Genomic DNA, 25,720 nt, shown 5'->3' on the forward strand with positions numbered 1-25,720 from the left:
CCCGGTGAACGACGCCGCCACCCGCCCGCCGGGCCGCCGCCATGTGCTGATCCTCGGTGGCACGACCGAGGCCCGCCGCCTGGCCGCCGACCTGACCGCGCCACCGGCCGCGCCGCGGGTCACCACATCCCTCGCGGGCCGGGTCGCCGCGCCCAGGCTGCCGGCAGGGGAGGTGCGCATCGGAGGGTTCGGAGGCCCACAGGGCCTCGCCCGCTGGCTGCGCGAGCACGCGGTGGACGCGCTCATCGACGCCACCCATCCTTTCGCCGGCACGATCAGTCACAACGCGGCGCAGGCCGCCGCCACCGCCCATGTTCCCCTGCTGGCCCTCCGCCGGCCCGGCTGGGTCCCGGCCCGGGGTGACACCTGGCACCGGGTCGGCTCCCTGGACGAGGCCGCCGCCGCCCTCCCCGCCCTGGGCCGCCGCGTCTTCCTCACCACCGGCCGCATGGGCCTCGCCCACTTCGCCCACCTGACGGACCTCTGGTTCCTCATGCGCTCCGTGGACGCCCCCGAACCGCCGTACCCGCCCCTCATGGAAACCCTCCTCGCCCGCGGCCCCTTCACCCTGGAGGACGAACGCGAGCTGCTGCGCCGGCACCGCATCGACGTGGTGGTGACCAAGGACAGCGGCGGCGCCGCCACCGCCCCCAAGCTCACGGCTGCCCGCGAGGCGGGCCTCCCGGTCGTCATCGTGGAACGACCGCCGGTGCCGGACGGGGTGCCGGTGGTGGCGACGCCGGAGGCGGCGGGTGAATGGGTGCGGGATCTTTTCAGCGAGGCCACTTTCCGCTGAGCCGATTGGCCTCGCGGACCTTTTCCGCTAACTCTGCACGGCGCTTTACGCTTTCGGATTCCCGCGCCTCGTCTAGCGTGTCAGGAGCAGAGTCGGAGCCGGTGGATTCCTCGTTCACGTCCGGCACCGCCGGAGCGCTGCGGCGAGCTGGCGGGCCACATCCGGCGCACAGCGCCCCAGGTCCACGAGGGGGCGCGGGAAATCCCCGGCCAGGGAGACCGCGTCGAGTGCCAAGCTGGGCAGCGTGACTCCCGCGTCCGTCAAGGCGGCGCGGAGCTCCTCCCGGGCTTCCTTTGCGTCCCTGATTTTCCCAGCCGCCGAATTGTGTTCTGCCATTCCCGTACCTCTGTTCCGTTCGGATCGTGACCGGTCGGCCAAATCCCTTGCGCAGTCCTAGAGTTGCCGGAAATTGCCGAAGCCGGTAGACGGCAGCCGTTGTCACGATGCAGGGCAACAAGGGGAGTAGGAATGGTCGAACTGAATTCTGATGGCGAGGGTTCCGCCCGTGCGGTGCTCGCCTGCGAACTCCGACGGTTACGGGAAGGCTCAGGAAAGTCCCTTGCTCAACTGGCCGAGGAAACGAACTACGACCGCACCTACCTGAACCGTCTGGAGAGCGGCGAACGGCTCTCGAAACTGCCGGTCATGGTGGCGCTTGACGAGGCGTACGGCACGGGCGGGTTGCTGGTGCGCCTGTGGAAACTGGCGCGCCTGGACTCCTTCAAGGACAAGTACCGGCTGTTCATGCAGTACGAGGCCAAGGCCACGATCCTGCATTCGTATGCGATCGCCGTTCCCGGGCTCTTACAGACCGAGGACTTCGCCCGGGTGGTGCTGTCCTCGACGCCGACTCCGATCAGCCCTGACGAACTGGAAGAGGCCGTCGTCGCCCGCCTGGGCAGGCAGGAGCTGTTGCAGCGCGGCCGGCCGCACATGCGGTTGATCCTCGACGAGTCGGCTCTGCGGCGTCCGGCACCCGACCCCGTGATCTGGCATCACCAGCTGGCACGCATCGCGCAGGCTGCCGACGACCCGCACATGACCATTCAGGTACTGCCGCTCACCGCCGGGGTGCACGGCCTGATGGGTGGTTCGCTGTGGCTGTTGTGGATGGCGGACGGCAGTGCTGTTGCCTACTTGGAAGGCAACAAGTCAGGGGAACTGCTCGAAGACGCAGCGGAGATCGCTGGATACCGCCTGTTCTACGATCGGCTGCGGGACGTGGCGCTCTCGCCGCCCGATTCGGCAGCATTCATCCGGCAGTTGATGGAGGACAGCAGGCCATGAAGACACGCCTCGACCCGGCCGGTATCGCCTGGCGCAAGAGCAGCTACAGCGATGGGGGAGCCGACAACTGCGTCGAGGTCGCCGACGGGTTTCCCGGCGGCACGCCTGTGCGTGACAGCAAGCGCCCCGACGGGCCCGCGCTGCTCTTCCCCGCCGCTGCGTGGTCGGCCTTCATAGAGAACATGAAGACCGACCACCGCCGCTGAAGCTTCAGCCCTCCGGATACCGCCGCGGTGTCCAGACGACCTCCGTGCCGTCGTCGCGGCGTACCGCCTGGGTCTGGGACGAGCCGATCAGCAGGATCGTGCGCATGTCGACCTGGGTGGGGTCGAGGTCGCAGAGGCGGACGGTGCGGACGGACTCCTCCGGGCCGCCGACATCGCGGCCAAGGACGACCGGGGTGTCGGGTGCGCGGTGTTCCAGGAGGAGTTCGCGCATCTTGCCGACCTGCCAGGTCCGGCTGCGGGAGCCGGGGTTGTAGAGGGCCAGCACCAGGTCGGCGGCGACCGCCGCGCGCAGGCGCTCGGCGATGACCTCCCAGGGCTTGAGGCGGTCGGAGAGGGAGAGGACCGCGTAGTCGTGGCCGAGGGGGGCGCCCGCGCGGGCCGCGGCGGCGTTGGCGGCGGTGACGCCGGGCAGGACGCGTACGGGGACGGACCGGTAGGGGTCCTGCGAGGCCACTTCGAGGACGGCGGTGGCCATCGCGAAGATGCCGGGGTCGCCGCCGGAGACCACGGCCACCCGCCGGCCGCGCCGGGCCAGGTCCAGGGCGAGTTCGGCGCGCTCGGACTCGACCTTGTTGTCGGAGCCGTGCCGGCGCTGGCCGGGACGGACCGGCACCCGGTCGAGGTAGGTGGTGTAGCCGACGAGGTCCTCGGCCGCGGCCAGGGCGCCGCGCGACTCCGGGGTCAGCCACAGCGGCCCCGCCGGTCCGGTGCCGACGACCACGACCTCGCCCCGGGCGGTGACCTCCGCCGCGTCCGCCGCGTCCGGCGCCGGGTTGGCGATCCGGCTCGGGACGACGGCGACGGAGAAGTACGGGACCGAGTCGGCGTCGATGGCCGCGAGGCGGTCGGTGCGCTCGCCGGGCATCGTGGCCCGCTCGACGTACTGCGCTTCCGGCATCCGGCCCGAGCGCTCCATGGCCCGGCGGACGGTCGGGAAGGTGCGGCCCAGTTTCATCACGACCGCGGCGTCGGTGGAGGCCAGACGGGCGGTCAGCTCCTCCTCCGGCAGGGTGCCGGGCAGGATCGTCAGCACCTCGTCGGCCTCGGCCAGCGGCTTGCCCAGGCGGGCCGCCGCGGCGCTGATGGAGGTGACGCCGGGGATGACCTCGGTGGGGTAGCGGTGCGCGAGCCGCTTGTGCATGTGCTGGTAGGAGCCGTAGAAGAGCGGGTCGCCCTCGGAGATGACCGCGACCGTGCGCCCCGCGTCGAGGTGTACCGCGAGCCGGGCCGCCGCCTCCTCGTAGAACTCGTCCAGCGCGCCGCGATAACCGCCGGGGTGGTCGGTCGACTCGGTGGTGACCGGGTAGACCAGCGCTTCCTCGATGTGGTCGGCACGCAGGTGCTCGGCGGCGATGGAGCGCGCGATGGAGCGTCCGTGCCGGGCGCTGTGGTAGGCGATGACGTCGGCCCCGGCGATCACCTGCACGGCCCGTACGGTCATCAGCGACGGATCGCCGGGGCCGAGCCCGACGCCGTACAGACGGCCCGGGGTCTGCGGCTCGCTCGGGCCGCCGTTGGCCTGCTGCTCGCTCACGCTCATTCTTCCTCGCTCGCCATGGCGTTGATCGCGGCGGCGGCCATGGCGCTGCCGCCACGCCGCCCGCGCACCACGATGTGATCCAGCTTCGACGGGTGGGCGATCAGCGCGTCCTTGGACTCGGCCGCGCCGATGAAGCCGACGGGTATGCCGATGACGGCGGCCGGGCGCGGCGCGCCCTCCTCGATCATCTCCAGCAGCCGGAACAGCGCGGTGGGCGCGTTGCCGACGGCCACCACCGCACCGTCCATCCGCTCCCGCCACAGCTCCATCGCGGCGGCGCTGCGGGTGGTGCCCATGCGGGCGGCGAGTTCGGGCACCGACGGGTCGGCGAGCGTGCAGAGCACGTCGTTGTCGGCCGGCAGCCGCTTGCGGGTGACGCCGCTGGCGACCATGTTGGCGTCGCACAGGATCGGCGCGCCGGCGCGTAGCGCGGCGCGGCCGTTCGCCACCACCTCGGGGGTGAAGGCCAGGTCGCGTACGAGGTCGACCATGCCGCAGGCGTGGATCATCCGGACCGCGACCTGGCTGACGTCGGCGGGCAGGGCCGCGAGGTCCGCCTCGGCGCGAATGGTGGCAAAGGACTGGCGGTAGATCGCCGCCCCGTCCTTCTCGTAGTCGAACACTGTGCCCTCGGGGTGGTGGGTCATCTGATGGGTCGTGCGGTCGGCGGTGCGGTGAGCTGTGCGGGGAGCTGCGGGGTCGGGTGCTGCGGTGGGTCGTGCGGTCATGGAGCTGCCGGAGGGGGCGCGGTGGCGCGGGAGACGGCCGCGGCGACGTCCTGGAGCCGGGCGCTGGTGGCGGCCGGCGGCGCGTCGTCGGCGGCGGCCAGCGGAATGGGCCGCCTGCCCTCCGGTCCCACGACGGACACCTCGTAGCCGTCCTCGGTCGCGAGGACGTCGACCCAGGTGCCGTGCGGATGGCCGCAGCGGCGTGCGCAGCCGGACCAGTGGACGGGGAGTCCCGGCGGGCCCGCGGGGGAGTCGGTGAGGACGGCGACGGCGTCGGCGCGGACATCGGAGAGCGACTTGGCGCAGCCGGGGCGGCCGGTGCAGGCGCCGGTCCGGTGCCAGGGGGAGGCGGGGTCGGTGAGGAGCCCGGCGTCCGCCAGCTCGCGCAGCCGGGTCGTGGCCGTGGCGGCCGACAGCCCGGGGACGATCACGCCGCGCCATGGGGTGACCCGCAGCGCGCCCGCCCCGTCGTCGGCCGCCACCGCGGTCAGCAGCCGCCACCGGTCGACGGTCAGCCGGCCCAGCGGCGCGAGGACCGACAGGGCGCAGGGGCCGGGGGAGCCGTCCGGCCCCGCGGGTCCTTCGACGATGCCGGGGACGGGGGCGTTCGTGTGGTCGGGAGCGGGGCGGGGCTCCGGCTCCGGGACGTACGCGGCCCGGATGCCCGCGGCCCGCAGCGCCTCCGCCGTACCGCGCGCGGTCAGGGTGTGCGTGGCGGGGAGTTCGCGGACCCGCCAGGCGCCGCTGCCGCTCGCCGCGGCGGCGGTGAGGAAGGCTTCGGCGGCGACGAGCGCGGCGCGCGGAACGTCCGGTCCGCCGATCCGCACGGCCGCCGGGTCGTCGCCGACATACAGCAGCGCACCGCCCTCGGCGGTGGCTTCCGCCACACTCTCCCGCGCTCCCCCGCACGGTTCTGCGACCAACCTCACATCACCACCGAGCGCCGTCACATCGCCCCTGCCGTCGTCCAGGACGAAGAGGAAACGGCCGGAGAGCGCCGTCGCGGACGCGCTCGCGCAGAGCAGGGCGTCCAGCCGGCGGGCCCACAACCGCACGTCAGCCGGGGTGCGCCGGTCCAGACCCGCGAGCGGCGAGGCCAGGATGTTGCGGACGCGCTCATGGCGTTCCGAGGGCAGCAGGCCCGCGTCGCGCAGCAGCTCCGCCAGCTCCTGGCCGCAGTCGTCCGCGAGGCCGCGCAGTTCCACGTTGCCGCGGGAGGTGAGGGAGAGGTGGCCGTCGCCGAGGCGCTCCGCGGCGTCGGCCAGCGCGGATGCCTGGCGGGCGGTCAAGTCGCCTGCGGGCAGGCGGACTCGCGCCAGGCTGCCGTCGTCGGCGGAGTGCAGCCGCAGCGTTCCCGGGCAGGCGTCACCGCGTTCCCGGAGGGGCGGTGCGGCCGCAGCGGGCCGGAGCGAGGGGGAGGGCGGCATGGCGGCGAGCATACCGACGTCGGGCAAGGGCGGACCGGGGGAGGCGGACCGGGGGCGGGGCCCGCGCGGGCGGGCCCGGAGGCGCTCTCCCCCGCCCGCCACGCAGCCCTTACTATGCAGGTCGGTGGGTCTGCTGATCCGCCGGACGCCAGCGACGGCGCCAAGGGAGGAAGCCCGGTGAGAATCCGGCGCGGTCCCGCCACTGTGAACCCGGTCCACGGGTGAGCCAGGAACTCCCGCCGTCCTCCTACCGCCCGGGGCGCGGACCCCGAGGAAGGCCTGACGCCGCATGCTGCAATCTTCCGGGGGGCGGCCCCCGCGCCTCCGCGCAACCACCGGGCCGCAGGGCGTGACCCGTGAGATCTCGCGAGGTGTATCCCTGTGATCCTGCTGCTGTCGACGTCCGACACCGACCTGCTGAGCGCCCGCGCCGCCGCCGGCCCCGTGCCGTACCGCCTCGCCAACCCCGCCCGCCTCGACCTCGACGAGCTGCCCGCGCTGCTGGAGGGCACCGACCTGGTCGTCGTCCGTCTGCTCGGCGGCATCCGCGCCTGGCAGGAGGGCCTGGACCTGCTGCTCGCGCAGGAGCGCCCGGTCGTCGTCCTCACCGGTGAACAGGCCCCCGACGCCCAGCTGATGGAGGCGTCCACGGTCCCGGTCGGTATCGCGGCCGAGTCGCACGCCTACCTCGCGCACGGCGGCCCCGCCAACCTCGACCAGCTCGCCCGTTTCCTGTCCGACACGGTGCTGCTGACCGGCCACGGCTTCGAGCCGCCGGAGCCCGCCCCCAGCTGGGGACAGCTGGAGCGGCCGGACGCCCGTACGGACATCGAAGGACCGCTGGTGGCGGTGCTCTACTACCGCGCCCACCACATGAGCGGCAACACCGGCTTCGTCGACGCGCTCTGCGGTCAGATCGAGCAGGCAGGCGGCCGCCCGCTGCCGCTGTTCGTCGCCTCGCTGCGCGCGCCCGAGCCGGAACTGATCGACGCCCTGCGGCCGGTCGACGCGATCGTCACCACCGTCCTGGCCGCCGGTGGCACCAAGCCCGCCGAGGCATCGGCCGGTGGCGACGACGAGTCCTGGGACGCCGGCGCGCTCGCCGCCCTGGACGTACCGATCCTCCAGGCCCTGTGCCTGACCGGGTCGCGGGCCGCCTGGGAGGAGAACGACGAGGGGCTGTCCCCGCTGGACGCCGCCTCCCAGATCGCCGTCCCCGAGTTCGACGGCCGGCTGATCACCGTCCCGTTCTCCTTCAAGGAGGTCGACGAGGACGGGCTGCCCGTCTACGTCGCCGACCTCGAGCGGGCCGCCCGGGTCGCCGGCATCGCCGTGCGCCACGCCCGCCTGCGCCACATCCCCGCCGCCGACAAGCGCCTCGCGCTGGTGCTGTCCGCGTACCCCACCAAGCACTCCCGCATCGGCAACGCCGTCGGCCTGGACACCCCGGCCAGCGCCGTCGCCCTGCTGCGCCGACTGCAGGCGGACGGCTACGACTTCGGCGGCGAAGAGGTCCCCGGCCTGGTCTCCGGCGACGGAGACGAGCTGATCTACGCCCTGATCGAGGCCGGCGGCCACGACCAGGAGTGGCTCACCGAGGAGCAGCTCGCCCGCAACCCCGTCCGCATCCCCGCCGCCGACTACAAGCGCTGGTACGCCACGCTGCCGCAGGAACTGCGCGAGTCGGTGGAGGAGCACTGGGGCCCGCCGCCCGGTGAGATGTTCCTCGACCGCTCCCGCAACCCCGAGGGCGACATCGTCCTCGCCGCCCTGCGCCGCGGCAATCTGCTGATCCTCATCCAGCCGCCGCGCGGCTTCGGTGAGAACCCGATCGCGATCTACCACGACCCCGACCTGCCGCCCTCGCACCACTACTTGGCGGCCTACCGCTGGATCGCCGCCTCCCAGGAGGACGGCGGCTTCGGCGCGGACGCGATGGTCCACCTCGGCAAGCACGGCAACCTGGAGTGGCTGCCCGGCAAGAACGCCGGCCTGTCCGCCGCCTGCGGCCCGGACGCGGCGCTCGGCGACCTCCCGCTCGTCTATCCCTTCCTGGTCAACGACCCGGGTGAGGGCACCCAGGCCAAGCGGCGGGTGCACGCCACCCTCGTCGACCACCTCGTGCCGCCGATGGCCCGCGCGGAGTCCTACGGCGACATCGCGCGCCTGGAGCAGCTCCTCGACGAGTACGCCGCCATCTCCGCCATGGACCCGGCCAAGCTGCCCGCCATCCGCGCGCAGATCTGGACGCTGATCCAGGCCGCCAAGCTCGACCACGACCTCGGCCTCGATGACCGCCCCGACGACGACGGCTTCGACGACTTCCTGCTGCACGTCGACGGCTGGCTGTGCGAGGTCAAGGACGCCCAGATCCGCGACGGTCTGCACATCCTCGGCGGTGCGCCGGAAGGCCCCGCCCGAGTCAACCTCGTGCTGGCCATCCTGCGCGCCCGGCAGATCTGGGGCGGTACCTCCGCCCTGCCCGGTCTGCGGGAGGCGCTCGGCCTGGACGAGTCCGCCGCCACCCGGACCGCCGCCGACGACACCGAGGAGCGCGCCCGCGCCCTCGTCCAGGCGATGGAGGACGTGTCCTGGGACCCGGCCGCCGCGCAGCGGGTCGCCGCCGAACTCCCCGTCGCCCAGCGGGAGCCGGTCACCGCCATCCTCACCTTCGCGGCCCATGAAGTGGTCCCCCGGCTCGCCGGCACCACCGACGAGATCGACCACGCCGTGCACGCCCTCAACGGCGGCTTCGTCCCGGCGGGCCCCTCCGGCTCGCCGCTGCGCGGTCTGGTCAACGTCCTGCCGACCGGGCGTAATTTCTACTCCGTCGACCCCAAGGCCGTCCCGTCGCGGCTCGCCTGGGAGACCGGTCAGGCCCTGGCCGACTCCCTCCTGGAGCGCTACCGCAACGACAACGGCGACTGGCCCACCTCGGTCGGCCTCTCGCTGTGGGGCACCAGCGCCATGCGCACCTCCGGCGACGATGTGGCCGAAGCGCTCGCGCTGCTGGGTGTCCGCCCGGTCTGGGACGACGCCTCGCGCCGGGTCACCGGCCTGGAAGCCATCGCCGCCGAGGAGCTGGGCCGTCCCCGCATCGACGTCACCCTGCGCATCAGCGGGTTCTTCCGCGACGCCTTCCCGCACGTCATCGGCCTGCTCGACGACGCCGTACGGCTCGCCGCGGACCTCGACGAGCCGGCCGACGTCAACTTCATCCGGGCGCACGCCCAGGCCGACCTCGCCGCCCACGGCGACGAGCGCCGCGCCACCACCCGGATCTTCGGCTCCCGGCCGGGGACGTACGGCGCCGGCCTGCTCCAGCTGATCGACAGCCGCGACTGGCGCACCGACGCCGACCTCGCCGAGGTCTACACCGTCTGGGGCGGTTACGCCTACGGCCGGGGTCTCGAAGGGCGCCCGGCCCGCGACGAGATGGAGACGGCCTACAAGCGGATCGCGGTGGCCGCCAAGAACACCGACACCCGCGAGCACGACATCGCGGACTCCGACGACTACTTCCAGTACCACGGAGGCATGGTCGCGACGGTCCGCGCGCTCAAGGGCACCGCGCCCGAGGCGTACATCGGTGACTCCACCCGCCCCGAGACGGTCCGCACCCGCACCCTCGTCGAGGAGACGTCCCGCGTCTTCCGTGCCCGTGTGGTCAACCCCCGCTGGATCGAGGCGATGCGCCGCCACGGCTACAAGGGCGCCTTCGAACTCGCCGCCACCGTCGACTACTTGTTCGGCTACGACGCCACCACCGGCGTCGTGGCGGACTGGATGTACGACAAGCTCGCCCAGACCTACGTCCTGGACCCGGAGAACCGCGCCTTCCTCCAGGACGCCAACCCCTGGGCCCTGCACGGCATCGCGGAGCGCCTCCTGGAGGCGGAGTCCCGGGGTATGTGGGAGAAGCCGGACGCCGAGACGCTGGCCGCCCTGCGCCAGGCGTTCCTGGAGACCGAGGGTGACCTGGAGGGCGAGGACTGACGCGCCCGGCCTTCGGTGATCCGCCCGCGCGGGCGGATCACCGAAGGCCGCGCGTCTTGCCTGCCGTCAGCCCGCTCAGCCCCTGGTCAGCCTCCTGTGACGGAGAAGTCCTGACCGATGGTGAGCGTCACCTCGCCCGGCGCCGCCTCGGATGACGGGCCGAGCTTGGCGTGGGGGAGGCGCGAGGCGAGGACGCGCGCCGCGGTTTTGAGGTCCGCCGGGTAGCTGACGGCGGTCTTGTCGGTGGCGGGGGCGTTGCCGGTGGTGGTGACCGTGAAACCGAGCTTGCGCAGCTGCTCGGCAGCGGCGGCGGCCCGGCCGGGGGCGCCGGTCCCGTTGAGCACGCGGACCCGCACGGAGTGCGCGGTCACCGGGCTCTTGGCGGCCTGCGCGAGTTTCTTCTTGCCGGCGGCGCCGATCTCCCGGTCGTGGGCGAGATCGCTGAACAGGTCGCCGGCCTGCGGGTACTGCCAGACGACGTTGGCCCGGTCGGTGGGCACGTCGGCCTCGCGGGGGTAGTTGGGGACGGTCAGGAAGGTCAGCCGGTCGCTGGGGATGTCCTTGACCGTCGCGGCCAGGTCGTAGAGGGGCTTGAGACCCGCCAGGGCCTTGTCGGTGGTGATCGACTTGGTGGCCGAGTCCAGGAAGTCGTAGAGCTCGCCGGGACTGGTGAGCTTCGACTGGGCGCGGGCGGCCAGTGCCTTCATGAACTCCTGCTGCCGGCCGATCCGTCCGAGGTCGGAGCCGTCGCCGACGCTGTAGCGGGTACGGACGTAGCCGAGCGCCTTCTCGTCCTTGACGGTCTGGCAGCCGGCCTCCATGTCCAGGTGGGCCTTCTCGTCGTGGATGGCGTGCTCGGGGCAGACCTTTATGCCGCCCAGGGCGTTGACCATCCCCTTGAAGCCCTGGAAGTCGACCGAGGTGAAGTGGTCGATGCGCAGGCCGGTGTTCTTCTCCACCGTCTTGATGGTGCAGGTCGCGGCCTTGCCGATGTCGCCGCCCTCCCCACCGATCGAGAACGCCTCATTGATCTTGAAGTGGTGCGGGGCGGAGCTGCTGCCGTTGCCGCGCCGGCAGGCCGGGATCTGCACCCAGGAGTCACGCGGGAAGGACACCGCGGTGGCCCACTCGCGGTTGGCGGCGATGTGCAGCACCATCAGCGTGTCCGACTGCATGGTCGTCAGGCCCTTGCCGTACTTGGCGTTGGCGCCCGCGCGGCTGTCGGAGCCGACGACCAGGATGTTCTTCGAGCCGGGGCTGAGGTTGACGGGCCGGTCGCCGCCGAGCCCGATGTCCGCGCCGCGGATGTTGGCGTCCAGGTGCTGATAGATCCAGGCGCCGCCGCCGGTCACCGTGAGCAGCAGCACGCCGAGCACCCCGGCGGACCAGGCCACTACCCGGCCGCGGCGGGTCATCCGCACCTTGCCGGCCTTGCGGGAGCCGCGACCGGCCCGGCGTGCGGAGCGAGCGGGCGGATGCGAGCCGCCGGATCTGCGGCGGGCGCCGCCGTCCGCCCCGGACGGGCGGGAGGCATCGCCGGCCCCTCGGTCGTCCTGCTGGTACGTCTGGCTGTCATGCACGGCCGGTGGCCCTTCTGGTCCTTCTGGTGCTTCGTGGGGGAAAGAACGGCACTGGCGGCCGGGGGTGGCGGCAGAGGGGAGGGCGAGGGCGCGTGCGGGCGGTGCGCGGTCAGATACCGGTGCTGGTCAGCAGCCGTACCGACTCGGGGTCGTAACGCAGCCACCGCGGGTGGCTGCCGCCGGGCAGGGTGCGCAGCCGGCACCACAGATCGCCCGCGCCGTCCGTCCACCAGGCGCTGATCCGGCCCAACTGCCATGTCCCGTCCGGGGAGTGGACCTCCACGGGTTGATAGACCCATCGCACCTCCGCCTCCGGTGGCGGGCAGTCCCAGGTCAGGAGTCCGCACCTCGTCGCCATCTCCCCCTCCGGCAGCGCCTGTTGCCTCCGCCGGAAACTCTACCGGCAGTATCTACAAGACTGTAGAAGTTGTCCGAAATGCATCGGAACGGCCCGAGAAATCGGGAGAGTCAGGGATCAGTGTGCCCGCACAAGGGCGTGACCGCCCCGAGAACGACGAACGGGGCTACCGCCGTGTTGAGCGAAAGCGCCAAGGTGCGTGGGGTGTGAGGGGTCTTCGGGGAGCAGGGGGGTGGCGTGCGGTCCGCCGGCAGCCGCCGCGCAGGCAAGGGTCAGGCGGGACGTTGCGGACACGCCCTAGGAGGTGCGGTGTCCCTGTGCGGGGCGGTGGGCGGGCCCCAGGCGGTCGGGGGCGGCGGAGGTGCCAGGTGCGGGCGCGCCCTCCTCGTCCGGACCGCGGTCGAGGAGGTCGCGCAGCAGCCGCACGTCCCCCGGGGGGAGCGCGGCGAAGAAGCGGGTGAGGACGGTGTCCCGGTCCGGTTCGCCGTCCAGCACGCGGTGCATCCGCAGCGCCGCCAGCCCGGCCTCGTCGGCGGTCGGCGTCCAGACGTAGGCGCGGCCCACCCGCTCGCGGGTGACGGCCTTCTTGGCGTGCAGCCTGGACAGGATCGTCATCACGGTGGTGTACGCGAGGTCGCCGCCGAGCTGCTCCTGGACGCGGGCGGCGGTCGCCGGGCCGGACGCGCGGTGCAGCGCGGTGAGCACCTGGACCTCCAGCTGCCCCTGCGCGCGCCGGCGGCGCAGCTGGTCGGTGGGGGCGGTGGGGCCGGCGTAGGGGCTGTCCGGGGCGTCGGTGCTGCCTGGCTCGTCGGAGCCGGCAGAGCCGTCGCGTGGCGTTTCGGGGGCCTCTTCGCCCGGCTTCTCGTGTCGCCCTTCGCGTGGCTCCTCGAAGGAATCGCCGAGGGCTTCCCCGGCGGGCTTCCCGCCCATGCCGTCGTCTCCCGTCGCGCCAGGTGCCCCGCTGCCGGGACGTCGGGGCATCCTACTGAGCGTCCGGGCCCCGGCTAAGGGCCCGGACGCGGGGTGTTCGGGGCGCTCGGCGCGGAGGGCCCGGCCGCGGGTGGGCCGGGCGCCGACCGGGCTCGGCCGGGCCCTGGAGGGTTTCCATGCACCTGTAGGGCTTCGTCCCTTCATCGCCGCCTACGAGCAAGTTCATCCGCTATCACCCTCTCGGGCGGATTTCCGGGCCGGGTGCGGAGTACGGTGGAGGAAACCGAGGGGACCCCGTATGTCGGCAGTCACGCCGTCCTCGGCCTCGGATCTCCACAACACCGGGCGCGCAAGGGACCTGCAGCGATCCGCCCGAGTGAGGTGAGCACCATGCAGACTTTGCTGACCGTGATCGTGCTGCTCGCGCTGGTCGCCATGGGGGCACTGTTCCTCATCAAGCTCAACGGCCAGCAGGCCGGACGGCTCGCGACGCACAGGCATCCCGCCCCGCCCCCGCACCGGACCCGCCCGGTCCGCCGCACCTCCCACCGCTTCTGGGTGTCCAAGCCCCCGCAGGGAGACGATTCCGCCCGCCCGGGCAGCCACCCGGCACAGCAACCACCGGGCCCCCAAGACGGACGATGACCTGTGAACACCTATGCCGATCCGCGACCGGCCGCCGACGCGAGCACCCCCCGCTACGACGCGCGGCACCCCGCCCCGCACACCGACCGCCCGCTGCCGGCGCCGGGCCTGGCCGAGGTCCGGATCGTCTCGGCCACACCCGATGCCGCCCGGCAGGTCGCCGAGGTCATCCACCGCGCCTTCACCGGTGAGGAGCCGAGCAGCTACCCCGTCGGTGACGACGGCAGCGGCACGCTGCTGTCCCTCACCGTCGACACCCTGCGCGAGGCCGACGCCTCGCGCGGCCCCGAAACGTCCGCGCCGCAGCGCCGTGTCCCGCCCGGTACCCGGCCCGGCACCCTCAACGGTCGCGTGCACCACAGCGAGCCGGGCTGAGCTCGCGGGCGGCCGTCGCCGCCCTTGCCTCCACCGGCCGACCGACCCACTCACCCCTCCGTCCCCGCCCTCCGTCCGCCCTCGTCCCCGCCCACGGAAGCAGGTCGGCGCCCCGGCCGACGCTCCACCATCCCCGAGGCACCTGGAGTGTCTGTGTCAGCGCATCTCCCCGGATCCACCACCAGCACCGGCCCGGCACAGGGCCCGCGGAAGCAGTCGCCGCGCAAGCAGGAGTACGACGGCACCTCGCCGTTTCCCTCCGACGGCCCCGAGCCCCCGCCCAGTAGCGGGCGGCGGATGTATGTGACGGTGACCGGCATCATCGTCCTCGCCCCGTTCGTCGGCCTGGCCATCGCCATCCCGCTGCTGTGGGGCAAGGTCGTCGGCCCCACCGACCTCGTGCTCGCGGCGGTGTTCTACCTCATCAGCGGCCTGGGAGTCACCGTCGGATTCCACCGCGGCCTGACCCACGGCAGCTACACCGCGAAGCCCGCGCTGCGTGTCGCTCTCGCCCTCGCCGGGTCGCTGAGCTTCCAGGGCGATGTCATCGACTGGGTCGCCACCCACCGTCGCCACCACGCCTTCACCGACCGGCCGGGCGACCCGCACTCCCCCTACCGCTACGGCACCAGCCTGGGCGGGCAGCTGCGCGGCCTGGTGCACTCGCACATCGGCTGGCTGTTCGGCAACGACCCCACCTCGCACGAGCACTACGCACCCGACCTGCTCGCCGACCGCGGGATCCGTGCGGTGGACCGGGCGTTCCCCGTGCTGTGCCTGGTCACCCTCGGCCTGCCGTTCCTGCTGGGCTGGGCCATCGGCGGCTCCTGGGTCGCCGGTCTTACGGCCCTGCTGTGGGCGGGCTTCCTGCGTATCGCCCTGCTGCACCACGTCACCTGGAGCGTCAACTCGCTCTGCCACCTGATCGGCGAGCGGCCGTTCCGCACCCGGCGGCACGACCGGGCGACGAACCTGTGGCCGCTGGCGCTGCTCTCGTTCGGCGAGAGCTGGCACAACCTGCACCACGCCGACCCGACCTGTGCCCGGCACGGCGTCGACCGCGGGCAGATCGATCTCTCCGCCGGACTCATCCGGCTCTTCGAACGCCTCGGCTGGGTGTACGACGTCCGGTGGCCGGACCCGGCACGGGTCGCGGCCCGCCGCATCGAGGCGAGCAGCGCCTAGGAGTCCGGCCATGTGCCGTCCTCTGCTGTGCGGCGACCCGGCACCACGCCACGGCGCCGGGTCGCCGCACCCGTCGCCATCTGTCAGGAGCACACCATGACCACCACCCTCGGGGCCTGGCCGGACCACCACGCCCCGCCGCCCGTGTCCCGGCTGACCATCGCGCCGCCCAGCGGGCTCCCGCGCCGGATAGACGGCGCGTGGTGGCCGCACTCGGCCGACCTGGTCACCGAACTGCCGGAACTGCTGGCCGCGCTCCCCTTCAACTGGCCGCAGATCACCCACGCGACGGTGAGCGGTCCCCTCTGGCCCGCGCTGCCCGGCCGGCTGCTCGTCGCCGGCCACGTCGTCCGGTTGCGCAGAATCGCCGACCGCCCCGGCCCCGACACCATCTGCCTGGTCTCCCACGGCAACGGCCGCTGGGACCTGCTGGTCATCCCGCCCGCGGCACCGGAACCCGAGGCCATACGGATCATGGCCGAGGTGGCGGCGACCACCGACCTCACGTCGGCCTGACCTACACCGGGGCCGCCCGACCCGCCACCGGGCGGCCCGGTCCACCGGCGGGCCGCCCGATCCGACGTCGCGCCGCCCGATGCACCGGGCCCCGGATATCCGGCACGATGCCGGCCGCCGCAACGCGACGCCCGCGGCACGTACTGCGGACGGGTGGCCGACTACTGCGTACGAGTGCTGTTCATCCGAAGAACGCCGATCCAGCGGCGTCGCTCCACGATTCCTCGCATTGCGTACTCATCATAAGAAAACGCAACAGATCCCCCATGGATCCGGTGCCGACCCACCCGTGGATCTCCCGGAGAGATCCCCACCGAAAGCGAGGGACCATGGCTGCGACCAAGGTCATGAAGTTCTGGGCGGTGTGCCTGGCCTTCCTGGGCAAGCTGCTGGCCTCACTGGGGGTCTCCGCCCCGGCCGCGGCGGCCCGCAGAGAAGCCGCGCTGCACGAGGCCACGCCGCGCCCGGCGATCCCCTTCACCCCGGCACAGCGCGGCCCGGACACCCCGCGGGACCCCGGCCCCGGGAACGCGGGCGTTCCCGCGAAGCCCGCGACGCCGCTGTGCGGCCAAGGGAGTTCCATGGTGCGGATGCTCAGCCACCCGCAGCTGCCGCCCACGATCAAGCAGCGCATCCGCGCCGAGGCCCACGGCGCCTCACCGACCTCGCGCACCCGCCTGGCCAAGGGCATCGAGCCGCTGTCCACGCTCTCCGCGGAGGCCGCGCTGCACACCGGCGCCCAGGCGGTTCCCGTGGCCATCCCGGCGCCCCGCCGCCGCGAACACACCCCCTGTGCGCTCTGAGCCCCGACCGCACGCGGCAACAAGCTCGGCGTGACCACGGAGGCGTAGCCACACAGGCACGGCCGGGCACGATCGCGCAGGCGTGACCCACGGAGACGCGACGCGCAGGAGGCCGGACCGCGCACAGTCACAGTCCGGCAGCGGGACACAAAGACGCAGAGCAGCACGGAAGACGCCGAAGCAAGCAAAGACGCCGTAGTCATCAGTCATCAGTAATCAGAGACGCAACAGGACACGGGTAGGTACACGGGCACCAGGAACCAGTCGCAGAGCCCCCGGAGCCGCATCGCCGCAGCGACGCTGAGCCCCAGAGCCACAGAGCCACAGAGACTTCTTCGGCGAGTGCCCAGGGCCCGGCCCTGCCGGCCCGCCGTGCACGACGTGCACCCAGGAGCCGCCCTGCCGCCCGCGCCGCCGCCGGTCGACCCGCTACCGCGCCACCGCCACGAGGTGCCGCGTGAACCAGTCCCGGGCCAGGTCGGCGACCTCGTCCAGGGCTCCCGGCTCCTCGAAGAGGTGAGTCGCGTCCTCGACGACCTCCAGCCGGTTCTCGCAGCGCAGCTCCGCCTGCGCCTGCCGGTTGAGGTCCAGCACCGTCGTGTCGCTGCCGCCCACGATGAGCAGCGTCGGCGCGCGTACGTCGGCGAGCCGTGCCCCGGCGAGGTCGGGGCGGCCGCCGCGCGAGACCACCGCGCCGACATCCGTGTCCGGGTACGTGGCGGCCCGTAGTGCCGCCGCCGCGCCGGTGCTCGCGCCGAAATAGCCGACCGGGACGGCCTGCTGATCGCGCAGCCACCGGGTCGCGCCGGCGAGCCGCTGCGCCAGGGTGCCGATGTCGAAGACGTTCGCCCGGTCCGCTTCCTCCGCGGGCGTGAGCAGGTCGAAGAGCAGCGTGCCCAGACCCGCCCGGTTCAGGGCCGTGGCCACCGCGCGGTTGCGCGGGCTGTGCCGGCTGCTGCCCGAGCCGTGCGCGAACATCACGACCGCCCCGGCGCCTTCCGGCAGGGTCAGGTCACCGGCAAGCCGTACGCCGCCCGCGTCCACGTCCACCGCCGTCACCTCCCTCGTCAGCCCGGCTGCCGGTGGGGGCCGCGCGGGCCCGGCTCGACCTCGGCCCGGGCGAGCAGGGAGACGACCTCCTCATCGGGCGTCTGGGAGAAGTCCGCGTACCACTCGCCGACGGCGGCGAATCCCAGCGGCGTGGACAGGCAGACGACCTCATCCACCTTGGTGCGCAGCCAGGCCACCGCGTCAGGAGGCGCCACGGGGACGGCGAGCACCACGCGCGCCGCGCCCTGCGCCCGCACCACCTCGCACGCGGCGGCGGCCGTGGAGCCGGTCGCGATCCCGTCGTCCACCACGATCGCCGTCCGGCCGTCGAGCGGCAGTCGCGGCCGCCCGGCCCGGAACCGCTGCGCCTGCCGGGCAAGCTCCGCTTCCTCGATCCGCTGGACGGACTCCAGATCCTCGGGGCGGACCCCGCCACGCCGTACGACGTCGTCGCTGATCACCCGCACGCCGCCCTCGCCGATGGCGCCGAAGCCCAGCTCCCGGTGGTAGGGCACGCCGAGCTTGCGGACCACGATCACATCGAGGGGGGCGCGGAGCGCTCTCGCGACCTGGAAAGCCACCGGGACGCCGCCGCGAGGCAGCCCGAGCACCACAGGGTCGTCGCCCGCCAGCCCTTGCAGCGCCTCGGCGAGGCGGCGGCCGGCGTCCGCGCGGTCAGTGAACAACACGGTGGTTCACCCCCTGAGACGGGAGACGGAAACCACGTTCACACCTCCTTCGAAACAACCTCATGTACGGAAATTTTGCAAGTCGGGTCGGCGACGGCGACCTGGTCGGCCCGGCGGGCTACGGTCGCCCGTATGGAACGAATCGGCGCGGTCCTGATCGACATCGACGGCGTGCTCACGATCTCCTGGAAGCCCCTGCCCGGCGCCGTCGAGGCGATGGAACGGCTGCGCGCCGCGGACCTGCCGCTGGCGCTGGTCACCAACCACCTCGCGCAGCCGGGCCGCGATCGCCGAGCAGCTCTCCCGGGCGGGTTTCCCCATCGGCGCCGACGACATCCTGACGGCCCCCGCCGTGACCGCCGGGTATCTGCGGGAGCACCACCCGGGTGCCCGCTGCCTGGTCCTCAGCAGCGGTGACGTCCGCGAGGACCTGGTGGGCGTGACGCTCGTCGAGGACACGGACGCCGGGACACCGGACGTGGTCGTGCTGGGCGGCGCGGGCGAGGAATTCAGCTATCCGGCGCTCAACTCCGTCTTCCGGCATCTCCAACGCGGTGCCCGGCTGGTCGCCATGCACCGCAACCTCTACTGGCGTACGGCGGACGGGCTCGACCTCGACACGGGCGCTTTTCTCCCCGGCCTGGAGCGGGCGGCGCGGGTGGCGGCCGCGGTCACCGGCAAGCCCTCCGCGGAGTTTTTCGCCACGGCGCTGGCGCACCTCGGCGCCTCGCCCGACACCACGCTCATGGTGGGCGACGACATCGAGTCCGACGTGCTGGCGGCCCAACGCAGCGGCATCACCGGCGTCCTCGTCAGGACCGGCAAGTACCGGCCGGAGACCCACGAAGCGGCCGACGGCACTCCCGATCACGTCCTCGACAGCTTCGCCGACCTCCCTGACCTGCTGGAAGGCCGGACGTAAGCGCGGACACCGCCCTGCCGCCCCGGACGCGTCCCGCCCCGCATTCGCCTTGCCCCGGACTCATCCGTGCCCCGCCGGCGGCGCCTCGCCCGCTCCGTCTCCGGCCGTCCCGCCGTCCTCTGCCAACGCGGCGATGCGGGCGGCGGTCCACCGCCCGTCGGCCCCCGGGCAGCTGGCCACGTACTCGGCGGCCCGCCGCACGCTCCAGCCGTGTGCGGCGGTGATCCCGGCGAGGAGGTGTCGCAGATACGCCCCGGAGGGCGCGTTGACCGCGACGTCCGACCGCTGCCAGGGGCAGGTGAAGGTCAGCACCGGGTAGCCGTCCAACTGCCCGGGGCACACCAGCGTTTCGTACCGCCCCGGACCCATCCGCGCCCGGCCCCGCGCGAGCACCTCCGTCAGGTCGAGGTCCTCCCCGGGCTCGCGGTACATCTCCTGAGCGACGATGTCGGAGAACTGCTGGGTGGTCAGCAGGTAGGCACGGCCGGGTACTTCGCCGGCGGATCCGGGATCGTAGAAGGCCCGGCCGCCGGTCCACACCTCCGACTCGGTGGCGAAGTAGATCAGCCCCGGCAGCAGGACCGCCTCCGTACGAGCCGGGCCGCGCGGATCCCGACAGCCGGGAGAGGCCAGCCGCCCGCCCGCCGGCCGGCCCCCGGTGAGGTAGGCGGACAGCCGGTCCAGATGCATGTTGGACCCGTACGCCGCGTACCAGACGTGGCGGACGGGCCCGTGGAACCCGCCGAGAGCTTCGAGACGTCGGGGCCTGATCACGTACGCACTCCGTGGGGACGTCGTGGCATGCCGCTGCCACCGGGCTTGAGCCCTCCCCGTTCCGCCGGGACAGGAAACGCGGACCCGGCGCACCCGGGCCCGGCTGCCGGGCACCGGCCGACGGGCGGGTGGGGCCGGCGAGGACGGAGCCACGGACGGTCGCGCCGGGGGCTACCCCCACCGACGCTGTCCTGCCTGCCGGATGGGCCTCACGCGCCCGCTCAACGAGCCTTGCCACATGCCTACTTACTCCTCTGGCTCATCTGACTCGCCTCGCTCCCCCAGCTCCCCTCGATCTCCCCGCTCCCGTTCCCCGCAGCGAGCCCGGGCCCTGCTCCTCGCGCTCTCCGCCACCGCCGTCGCGGCGACCCTGGCGACCGCCCCCGCCCCGGCCGCCGCCCATGCGGATGCCACGCCCCGCAGTTCCGCCGTACCTGCCGCACCGACCCTCACCTGGCGGCCCTGCGCCCCGTCCACCGGCCCCGCCGAGCTGGAGTGCGCCACCCTGCCCGTGCCGCTCGACCACGCCGACCCGGACGGCCCACAGATCAGCCTCGCGGTGACCCGTCTCCGCAGCGAGCGGCCCGAGGCACGGCGCGGGACGCTGCTGCTGATCCCCGGTGGGCCGGGCGGATCAGGCGTACGACAGCTGGCACAGAAGGGGGCCGCGCTGCGGAAGGAGATGGCCGGGGCGTACGACATGGTCAGCTTCGACCCGCGCGGCGTCGGCGGCAGCACGACAGCGAGCTGCGCGCTCGAACCGGACGACCGGCACCTGGTGACCCTCCGGTCCTGGCCGGGACCGGACGGCGACATCGCGGAGAACGCCGCCAGGTCCCGGCGGATCGCCGACGCGTGCGGCCGGCACGGGGGAGCCGTGCTGCGCAGCCTCTCCACGGCGAACGAGGTACGCGACATCGACCGCTTCCGTCAGGCGCTCGGCGAGCGGAAACTGTCGGCGTGGGCCGTCTCGTACGGGTCCTATGTCGGCGCCGTGTACGCGCAGAAGTACCCGCAGCACACCGACCGTTGGCTGCTGGACAGTACAGGTGACCCCGACCCGGACCGTGTGGAGCGGGGCTGGCTGGCGAACATCGCGGTCGGCGCGGAGGACCGCTTCCCCGACTTCGCCCGGTGGGCAGCGGACCCCGCCCGGGACGACGAAGGGCTGCGGCTGGCGCAACGGGCCGCGGAAATGCGGCCGTTGATCCTGGCGCTGGCGGCGAAGCTGGATCGCGAGCCGAAGGAATCGACCACCGAGGGCGTCCCGCTGACCGGCAACCGGCTGCGGCAGGCCCTCCAGAACGCCCTGTACGGCGACTCCCTCTTTCCCGAGCTGGCCCGCCTCGTCCGGGCGGCCCAGGATCCGGCGGCGAAGCCGGTCCTGCCCGCCGTCCTCGCCGGACCGCTGAGCGACCAGGACGCGGCAGTCACGATGGCCGTCATCTGCAACGATGTGCGCTGGCCAGGGGCGGTGTCCACGTACCGGCGCGCGGTGGCAGAGGACCGCGTCCGCCACCCGCTCACGGCCGGGATGCCGGTCAACGTCACGCCGTGTGCCTTCTGGAAGGACCAGCCGGCGGAGAAGCCCACCCGGATCACCGCCGAGGGCCCGTCCAACATCCTGATGGTCCAGAGCCTGCGCGACCCCAACACCCCCTACGCCGGCGCCCTCAAGATGCGCACCGCACTCGGCGACCGGGCCCGCCTCGTCACGGCCGACCACGGTGGCCACGGTCTCTACCTGGCCAACGGCAGCCCCTGCGCCGACCGCGCCGCCACCACCTTCCTCACCGAGGGCCGACGGCCGCACGAGGACATCTCCTGCGCGGACTGACCCGGGCGGTGGCGACGCGGCGGCCGGACGGGGCGTGCCAGGACATCGCCGTTCGCCTGCCGCTCAGCGGCGGCGTGCCGCGTGGCCGCCCTCGGAGTCCCAGACCGCGACCACCTCCCGCTCCACCTCCTCGGCGGTCCGGCGTTGCTCGGCCGCGGCCATCAGACCGCTCGCCGTGAGGGTGTTCAGCGGATCAGCGGCCTCGGCCATCAACCGGGCCGCATCGGCCGGGCCGGTCTCCGGCGGAATCACCAGCAGGTCCCAGCGGCCGGTGCGGTAGGAGAGCAGCAGCAGTTTGTGCGGGTCCTGTTCGGCCGTGAACCAGCCGACGCGCATCACATGGCCGGCAACAGGCACTTTCCGCGGGATGACCGACCAGAACGCGGGGTTCACCGTGGCGTGCGTGATCCGCCCCCACCGGGGGTCGAGCGCCGCCGCCAGTACGGGGAGTTCCGCCGCGAGGTCGCGGGAGCGGGGCCACCACGCCCCGTCGAGCAGGGCCGGAGAGGTGCCGGCCGGTGCGAGCGTGAGGCGAGGAGGGAGCGAGGAAGTGCGGTCTTCCGTCGCCGGCGTGTACAGATCGGTCGCGGTCATGACGCGAACCCTGCTCCGGGTCGGTTCGAACCCGCCCGGTGTCGTGAATCGCCGAAAACGACACGGGCGTGGAAGCCGATGCGCGAAATATCCTCGGTATTTCCACAATACTCCGGAAAAGGGCTCGCCAGGCCGACGCGAAGCCGGGAATTGCTCGCCCGCATCCAGCAGCCCGAGTGATCGACTCGAAGCGAGCCATCACGTGAATGCGCAGGCAGACGACAACGGCCCCGGCGTATTCAGCACCGGGGCCGCCCTTTCGGGCGGTGACACGTGAGAGTGCACCAACCCGAGTTCAATTCTACTGCGCCGCGCTCCACAATCCTTCAACGAACGTCAGCCAGGGGGCGAGGCGCGCGCATCAGGCGGCTTCGGGACAGGCGGCCGGGGCCGTGGAGGACCACGGCCCCGGCCCGTCGGATGTCCTCCACGCGGCTTTCCGAAGCGGCGGCCGGTACCTGGTCAGGGGATTCGCCGCCGCGAGGTGGGCGGGACGTTCAGAGCTGGAAGGTGGTGAGGACGGCCAGGTGGTCGGAGGGCCAGTCCGAGCCGCCACCGAAGGTGTCGGACGTGGTGGGCTTCAGCGAGCCGCCCCTGTGCAGGATGAAGTCGATGCGGTCCTGCGGCTCCTGCTGATTGCCGTAGTCACTGTTCTTCTTGGTCACGGGTGACCAGGTGTTGCCGGGCGCCTGCCCCGGGCTCGGGTGCAGTTCACGGTAGGAGTCCTCGTACCCCTTGTCCGCGAAGGTCTTCGTCGCGGGCCACTCGACCTCCGAGTCGCAGTGCTCCGCCTTGGTCGCCTTGGTCCAGTCGAGGTGGGAGGGCGTGTTGAAGTCTCCCGCGACGATCGCCGGTGCCGAGCCGGTCCACTCCGCTATGTCCTGGGCCTGGGCCTTGCGGCTCGCCTCGTCCGCGTAGATCTTCTCGTAGCTGTCCTTGTCGAAGCAGGCGTTGTACGGGCCGTACTTCGTGTAGTCGAGGTGAATCGAATACACCCACACGCCCTCGATTTTCGCGGCGATCGCCTTCGCGCCGGAGGACTCCTTCGAGAACGAGTCGGTCTTTTCGAAAGGCTTCTTGCTGATGAGGTCGACGTCCGTGCCGCTGGCCGTGTGGTACTCCCACCCCAGTTTTCCCGCGATCTCCTCGGCCACGGAGCTGGAGGATTCCTGCAGGGCCACGACATCGGCGTCGGAAGCCTTGATCTGGCTCGTGATCTTGTTGACCCCGTCCGAGACCTTCGCGCCACCGTGCCAGGTGTTCAGACTCATCACTTTCAGGGACCGCGCGGACGCGTCCCCGTCCGTGCCGGCCCCGCCGGTGGAGGCCATCGCGGTCGCCGCCACGGCCAGGGCTGCCACTCCGCCGGTCAGGCCGAAGGCCAGGCGCCGCATGTTCCTCGACTTGTGCGGGGCGTCGGAGTGCTTCTCGCTCTTGCTCACGTGGTGCTCATTCCTCTCGGGTGCCGGAAGAACCGGCGGTGTGGGGGGAAGGAGCCGGGTGTTGGACGTGCCGTCCCCCATGAGGCTCCTGTCCGGCGCCCCTTGCCGGAGGCCGGTGACCTAAACCGGCTTCGGCGGCCGGCAAGGGGGTCTGTTGCAGGGCTGTGACAGCCGAACCTCAACGCAACATGTCTGAACAAGTTCTGCACCTGATGTGTGTACGGCGCAGCTGTCGGCGGCGGGTCCCCCATGGGCAGCGAGAGGCGGCGAGGCGCGCGGGGCGGAAGCGGAACGCGGCACCGATGGGCAACCTTGGCTTTTTTTGTCGCAGGTAGAAGGCATGTCATGCTGTCCGCCCGGCTCTGATGCGGTGGGTGTTCCGATGCCCGGCGCAGAGGACACCGCCTTCGAGGACTGCGCCACCGGCCGCCTCGCGCTGACGGGAAACGAGCGCCGAAGCACCGGCGCTGTGCACAACTCCGGACAGCCGGACCGACCCTCCCAGCGCGGTGAGGACCGGCTCCCACGGGCGCTCCGCGACGCCCGCCCCCCCCACGACCAGGAAGCGGACGACATGCGACCGGTAGGCAGTAAGTACCTGCTGGAAGAGCCGCTCGGGCGCGGCGCTTCCGGCACCGTGTGGCGAGCCCGCCCCGCCGGCACACAGGACGAGGCCACCGGCACCGAAGCGTCGGGCGCCACCGTCGCGATCAAGGTGCTCAGGGAAGAACTGGCCGGCGACCCCGACGTGGTCCTGCGCTTCCTCCAGGAACACTCCGCGCTCCGCCGCCTCACCCACGCCAATATCGTGCGCACCCGCGACCTGGTCGTCGAAGGCGATCTGCTCGCCCTCGTCATGGACTTCATCGACGGCCCCGACCTGCACCGGTACCTGCGGGAAGAGGGCCCCATGGAACCGCTGGAAGCGGTCCGGCTCACCGCACAGATAGCGGACGCGCTGGCCGCAAGTCACGCCGACGGTGTGCTGCACCGCGACCTCAAGCCCGCGAACATCATGCTCGCCGACACCCAGGCGGACCACGCCGGTGAAATACGGCCGATGCTCACGGACTTCGGTATCGCCCGGCTGGCCGACGCCCCCGGCCTCACCCGCACCCACGAATTCGTCGGAACGCCCTCCTACATCGCGCCCGAGTCCGCGCTGGGACGTCAGCCGACCTCCGCCGTCGACATCTACAGCGCCGGAATCCTGCTCTACGAACTGATCGCAGGACAGGCGCCCTTCCAGGGCGGCACCGCCCTGGAAATACTCCACCGCCACCAGAGCGAGGAGCCCGAGCGCCCCGCAGGTTTTCCCCAGCCCGTCTGGACCGTCGTCGAGCACTGCCTGCGCAAGGACCCCCTCGAACGTCCCAGCGCCGCCAGCCTCGCCCGTGCCCTGCGCGCCATCACCGCGGAGTCCGACGAACCCGCCCTGCTGCGCGAGTCGACAGCTGATCCCGCCGCGCTCCTGCCACCGGACCCGCAGCCCACCCTCCTTCGCGCCCCGATGCACCCTCTGCGTACGGACACCGTGGTCACCGGGGCGCCACGTGGCGGAGACGCAACGGCGGGCGAGGAAGGCGCCGTGGCGGAGTCGCCTGAGGGCCGACCGCAGTCACACAACGAAGTCGCACCGGACGCACTCTCCTCCAGCCGCTCGCCGAACTGCCCGCATTGCGGAGCCGCCCAGCCGATCCCCCAGTCAGGGTCTGATCCCCAAACACGGTCGGCACGTTCCGGGGAGGGCGGCCGCCCTCGCCGCCGCATCCTTCTCAAAGCCTTGCTCGCACTCGTCGTGCTGATCGTCCTTGCGGGTGTGGCCGTCTGGACCATCCCCCCTTTGCATGACTGGGTGACCGGCGGCGGGAGTTTGCGACACCAGATCGGCCACTGGTACACGAGCCTGAAGCACTGGGCCGGGTCTCTCGGAGGAAGCTGACGCAGGCGGCGACACCTCGGAGTGCCTCGCCTCAGCGGAACCGGCAGGGGAGTTGGCAGACGCGCTGAAGCCGATGG

Annotated in this window: 20 protein-coding genes, 2 pseudogenes and 1 riboswitch; of the genes and pseudogenes, 12 read left to right on the forward strand and 10 right to left on the reverse strand. The window is 72.6% G+C overall.

All coding sequences use genetic code 11. The features are described 5' to 3' along the window. Positions 1-4 precede the first annotated feature (4 nt). The 3 genes from ACH4FH_RS04750 (at position 5) to ACH4FH_RS04760 (ending at position 2,289) form a co-directional block, all read left to right on the forward strand. Positions 5-796: a cobalt-precorrin-6A reductase gene (locus ACH4FH_RS04750; RefSeq protein WP_398554280.1), complete on the forward strand. Its 792-nt coding sequence runs from the start codon at positions 5-7 to the stop codon at positions 794-796. A 468-nt stretch (positions 797-1,264) separates the two neighbouring features. Beyond that, positions 1,265-2,083, forward strand: coding sequence for a helix-turn-helix domain-containing protein (locus ACH4FH_RS04755; protein WP_398554281.1), 819 nt, complete (start codon positions 1,265-1,267; stop codon positions 2,081-2,083). Beyond that, positions 2,080-2,289 carry a DUF397 domain-containing protein gene (locus ACH4FH_RS04760; protein WP_398554282.1) on the forward strand — a complete coding sequence of 70 codons (210 nt, stop codon included), beginning with the start codon at positions 2,080-2,082 and terminating at the stop codon, positions 2,287-2,289. Before ACH4FH_RS04755 ends, ACH4FH_RS04760 begins: the two co-directional genes overlap by 4 nt. Positions 2,290-2,293: 4 nt before the next feature. Here the strand turns inward: ACH4FH_RS04760 and ACH4FH_RS04765 are convergent, their stop codons facing one another. From ACH4FH_RS04765 to cobG, 3 genes are all read right to left on the reverse strand, one after another. Beyond that, entirely contained in the window at positions 2,294-3,850 is a 1,557-nt protein-coding gene (locus ACH4FH_RS04765) for a precorrin-2 C(20)-methyltransferase (RefSeq protein WP_398554283.1), read from the reverse strand. Beyond that, a complete protein-coding gene (locus ACH4FH_RS04770; protein WP_398554409.1) occupies positions 3,847-4,497 on the reverse strand; it encodes a precorrin-8X methylmutase in 651 nt (216 codons plus the stop codon). The genes ACH4FH_RS04765 and ACH4FH_RS04770 overlap by 4 nt, the downstream gene beginning before the upstream one ends. Before the next feature lie 77 nt (positions 4,498-4,574). Further along, a complete protein-coding gene (gene cobG / locus ACH4FH_RS04775) occupies positions 4,575-6,005 on the reverse strand; it encodes a precorrin-3B synthase (protein ID WP_398554284.1) in 1,431 nt (476 codons plus the stop codon). 124 nt (positions 6,006-6,129) lie between these two features. Then, positions 6,130-6,262, forward strand: a riboswitch (cobalamin riboswitch). A 124-nt stretch (positions 6,263-6,386) separates the two neighbouring features. On the opposite strand from cobG, the gene cobN reads away from it, so the two are divergent. Beyond that, on the forward strand, positions 6,387-10,001 hold the full coding sequence (cobN, locus tag ACH4FH_RS04780) for a cobaltochelatase subunit CobN (RefSeq protein ID WP_398554285.1): 3,615 nt from the start codon (positions 6,387-6,389) through the stop codon (positions 9,999-10,001). A gap of 86 nt (positions 10,002-10,087) precedes the next feature. Here the strand turns inward: cobN and ACH4FH_RS04785 are convergent, their stop codons facing one another. From ACH4FH_RS04785 to ACH4FH_RS04795, 3 genes are all read right to left on the reverse strand, one after another. Further along, entirely contained in the window at positions 10,088-11,416 is a 1,329-nt protein-coding gene (locus ACH4FH_RS04785; protein ID WP_398554410.1) for an LCP family protein, read from the reverse strand. 274 nt (positions 11,417-11,690) lie between these two features. Beyond that, the gene (locus tag ACH4FH_RS04790; protein WP_398554286.1) at positions 11,691-11,939 is read right to left on the reverse strand and encodes a hypothetical protein; all 249 of its coding nucleotides are present in this window, start codon (positions 11,937-11,939) and stop codon (positions 11,691-11,693) included. A gap of 297 nt (positions 11,940-12,236) precedes the next feature. Further along, positions 12,237-12,683 (reverse strand): BlaI/MecI/CopY family transcriptional regulator, encoded by a 447-nt coding sequence (locus ACH4FH_RS04795; protein ID WP_398554411.1) that lies wholly within the window; start codon positions 12,681-12,683, stop codon positions 12,237-12,239. Between the two features lie 576 nt (positions 12,684-13,259). Here ACH4FH_RS04795 and ACH4FH_RS04800 point away from each other — a divergent pair. The 5 genes from ACH4FH_RS04800 to ACH4FH_RS04820 all read left to right on the forward strand — a co-directional run bounded on the left by ACH4FH_RS04800 (position 13,260) and on the right by ACH4FH_RS04820 (position 16,393). After that, positions 13,260-13,514 (forward strand): hypothetical protein, encoded by a 255-nt coding sequence (locus ACH4FH_RS04800; RefSeq protein ID WP_398554287.1) that lies wholly within the window; start codon positions 13,260-13,262, stop codon positions 13,512-13,514. Positions 13,515-13,517: 3 nt separating this feature from the next. Then, on the forward strand, positions 13,518-13,889 hold the full coding sequence (locus ACH4FH_RS04805; RefSeq protein ID WP_398554288.1) for a hypothetical protein: 372 nt from the start codon (positions 13,518-13,520) through the stop codon (positions 13,887-13,889). Positions 13,890-14,186: 297 nt separating this feature from the next. Further along, positions 14,187-15,074, forward strand: coding sequence for an acyl-CoA desaturase (locus tag ACH4FH_RS04810; RefSeq protein WP_398554412.1), 888 nt, complete (start codon positions 14,187-14,189; stop codon positions 15,072-15,074). A gap of 96 nt (positions 15,075-15,170) precedes the next feature. Then, complete coding sequence (locus ACH4FH_RS04815) at positions 15,171-15,590, forward strand: DUF5994 family protein (RefSeq protein ID WP_398554289.1); 420 nt, start codon at positions 15,171-15,173, stop codon at positions 15,588-15,590. 329 nt (positions 15,591-15,919) lie between these two features. Then, positions 15,920-16,393 carry a DUF6344 domain-containing protein gene (locus ACH4FH_RS04820; RefSeq protein ID WP_398554290.1) on the forward strand — a complete coding sequence of 158 codons (474 nt, stop codon included), beginning with the start codon at positions 15,920-15,922 and terminating at the stop codon, positions 16,391-16,393. Positions 16,394-16,822: 429 nt separating this feature from the next. Here the strand turns inward: ACH4FH_RS04820 and ACH4FH_RS04825 are convergent. Beyond that, positions 16,823-18,132 (reverse strand): annotated as a pseudogene (locus tag ACH4FH_RS04825) (phosphoribosyltransferase family protein). A gap of 132 nt (positions 18,133-18,264) precedes the next feature. Here ACH4FH_RS04825 and ACH4FH_RS04830 point away from each other — a divergent pair. Continuing rightward, a pseudogene (locus ACH4FH_RS04830) lies at positions 18,265-19,054 on the forward strand (TIGR01458 family HAD-type hydrolase). 60 nt (positions 19,055-19,114) lie between these two features. Here ACH4FH_RS04830 and ACH4FH_RS04835 read toward each other — a convergent pair. Further along, positions 19,115-19,828, reverse strand: a complete 714-nt coding sequence (locus ACH4FH_RS04835; RefSeq protein ID WP_398554291.1) for a histone deacetylase — start codon at positions 19,826-19,828, stop codon at positions 19,115-19,117. A 238-nt stretch (positions 19,829-20,066) separates the two neighbouring features. Between ACH4FH_RS04835 and ACH4FH_RS04840 the strand changes: the two genes are divergently transcribed. After that, the gene (locus tag ACH4FH_RS04840; RefSeq protein ID WP_398554292.1) at positions 20,067-21,665 is read left to right on the forward strand and encodes an alpha/beta hydrolase; all 1,599 of its coding nucleotides are present in this window, start codon (positions 20,067-20,069) and stop codon (positions 21,663-21,665) included. Positions 21,666-21,728: 63 nt separating this feature from the next. Here the strand turns inward: ACH4FH_RS04840 and ACH4FH_RS04845 are convergent, their stop codons facing one another. Both ACH4FH_RS04845 and ACH4FH_RS04850 read right to left on the reverse strand, forming a co-directional pair. Beyond that, the gene (locus tag ACH4FH_RS04845; RefSeq protein WP_398554293.1) at positions 21,729-22,259 is read right to left on the reverse strand and encodes a DUF5994 family protein; all 531 of its coding nucleotides are present in this window, start codon (positions 22,257-22,259) and stop codon (positions 21,729-21,731) included. Between the two features lie 497 nt (positions 22,260-22,756). Then, positions 22,757-23,701: an endonuclease/exonuclease/phosphatase family protein gene (locus ACH4FH_RS04850; RefSeq protein WP_398554294.1), complete on the reverse strand. Its 945-nt coding sequence runs from the start codon at positions 23,699-23,701 to the stop codon at positions 22,757-22,759. A gap of 382 nt (positions 23,702-24,083) precedes the next feature. On the opposite strand from ACH4FH_RS04850, the gene ACH4FH_RS04855 reads away from it, so the two are divergent. Next, positions 24,084-25,643: a serine/threonine-protein kinase gene (locus ACH4FH_RS04855; protein WP_398554295.1), complete on the forward strand. Its 1,560-nt coding sequence runs from the start codon at positions 24,084-24,086 to the stop codon at positions 25,641-25,643. Positions 25,644-25,720: the final 77 nt, after the last annotated feature.

Source organism: Streptomyces sp. NPDC017993 (assembly GCF_044328065.1).
GTDB lineage: Bacteria > Actinomycetota > Actinomycetes > Streptomycetales > Streptomycetaceae > Streptomyces.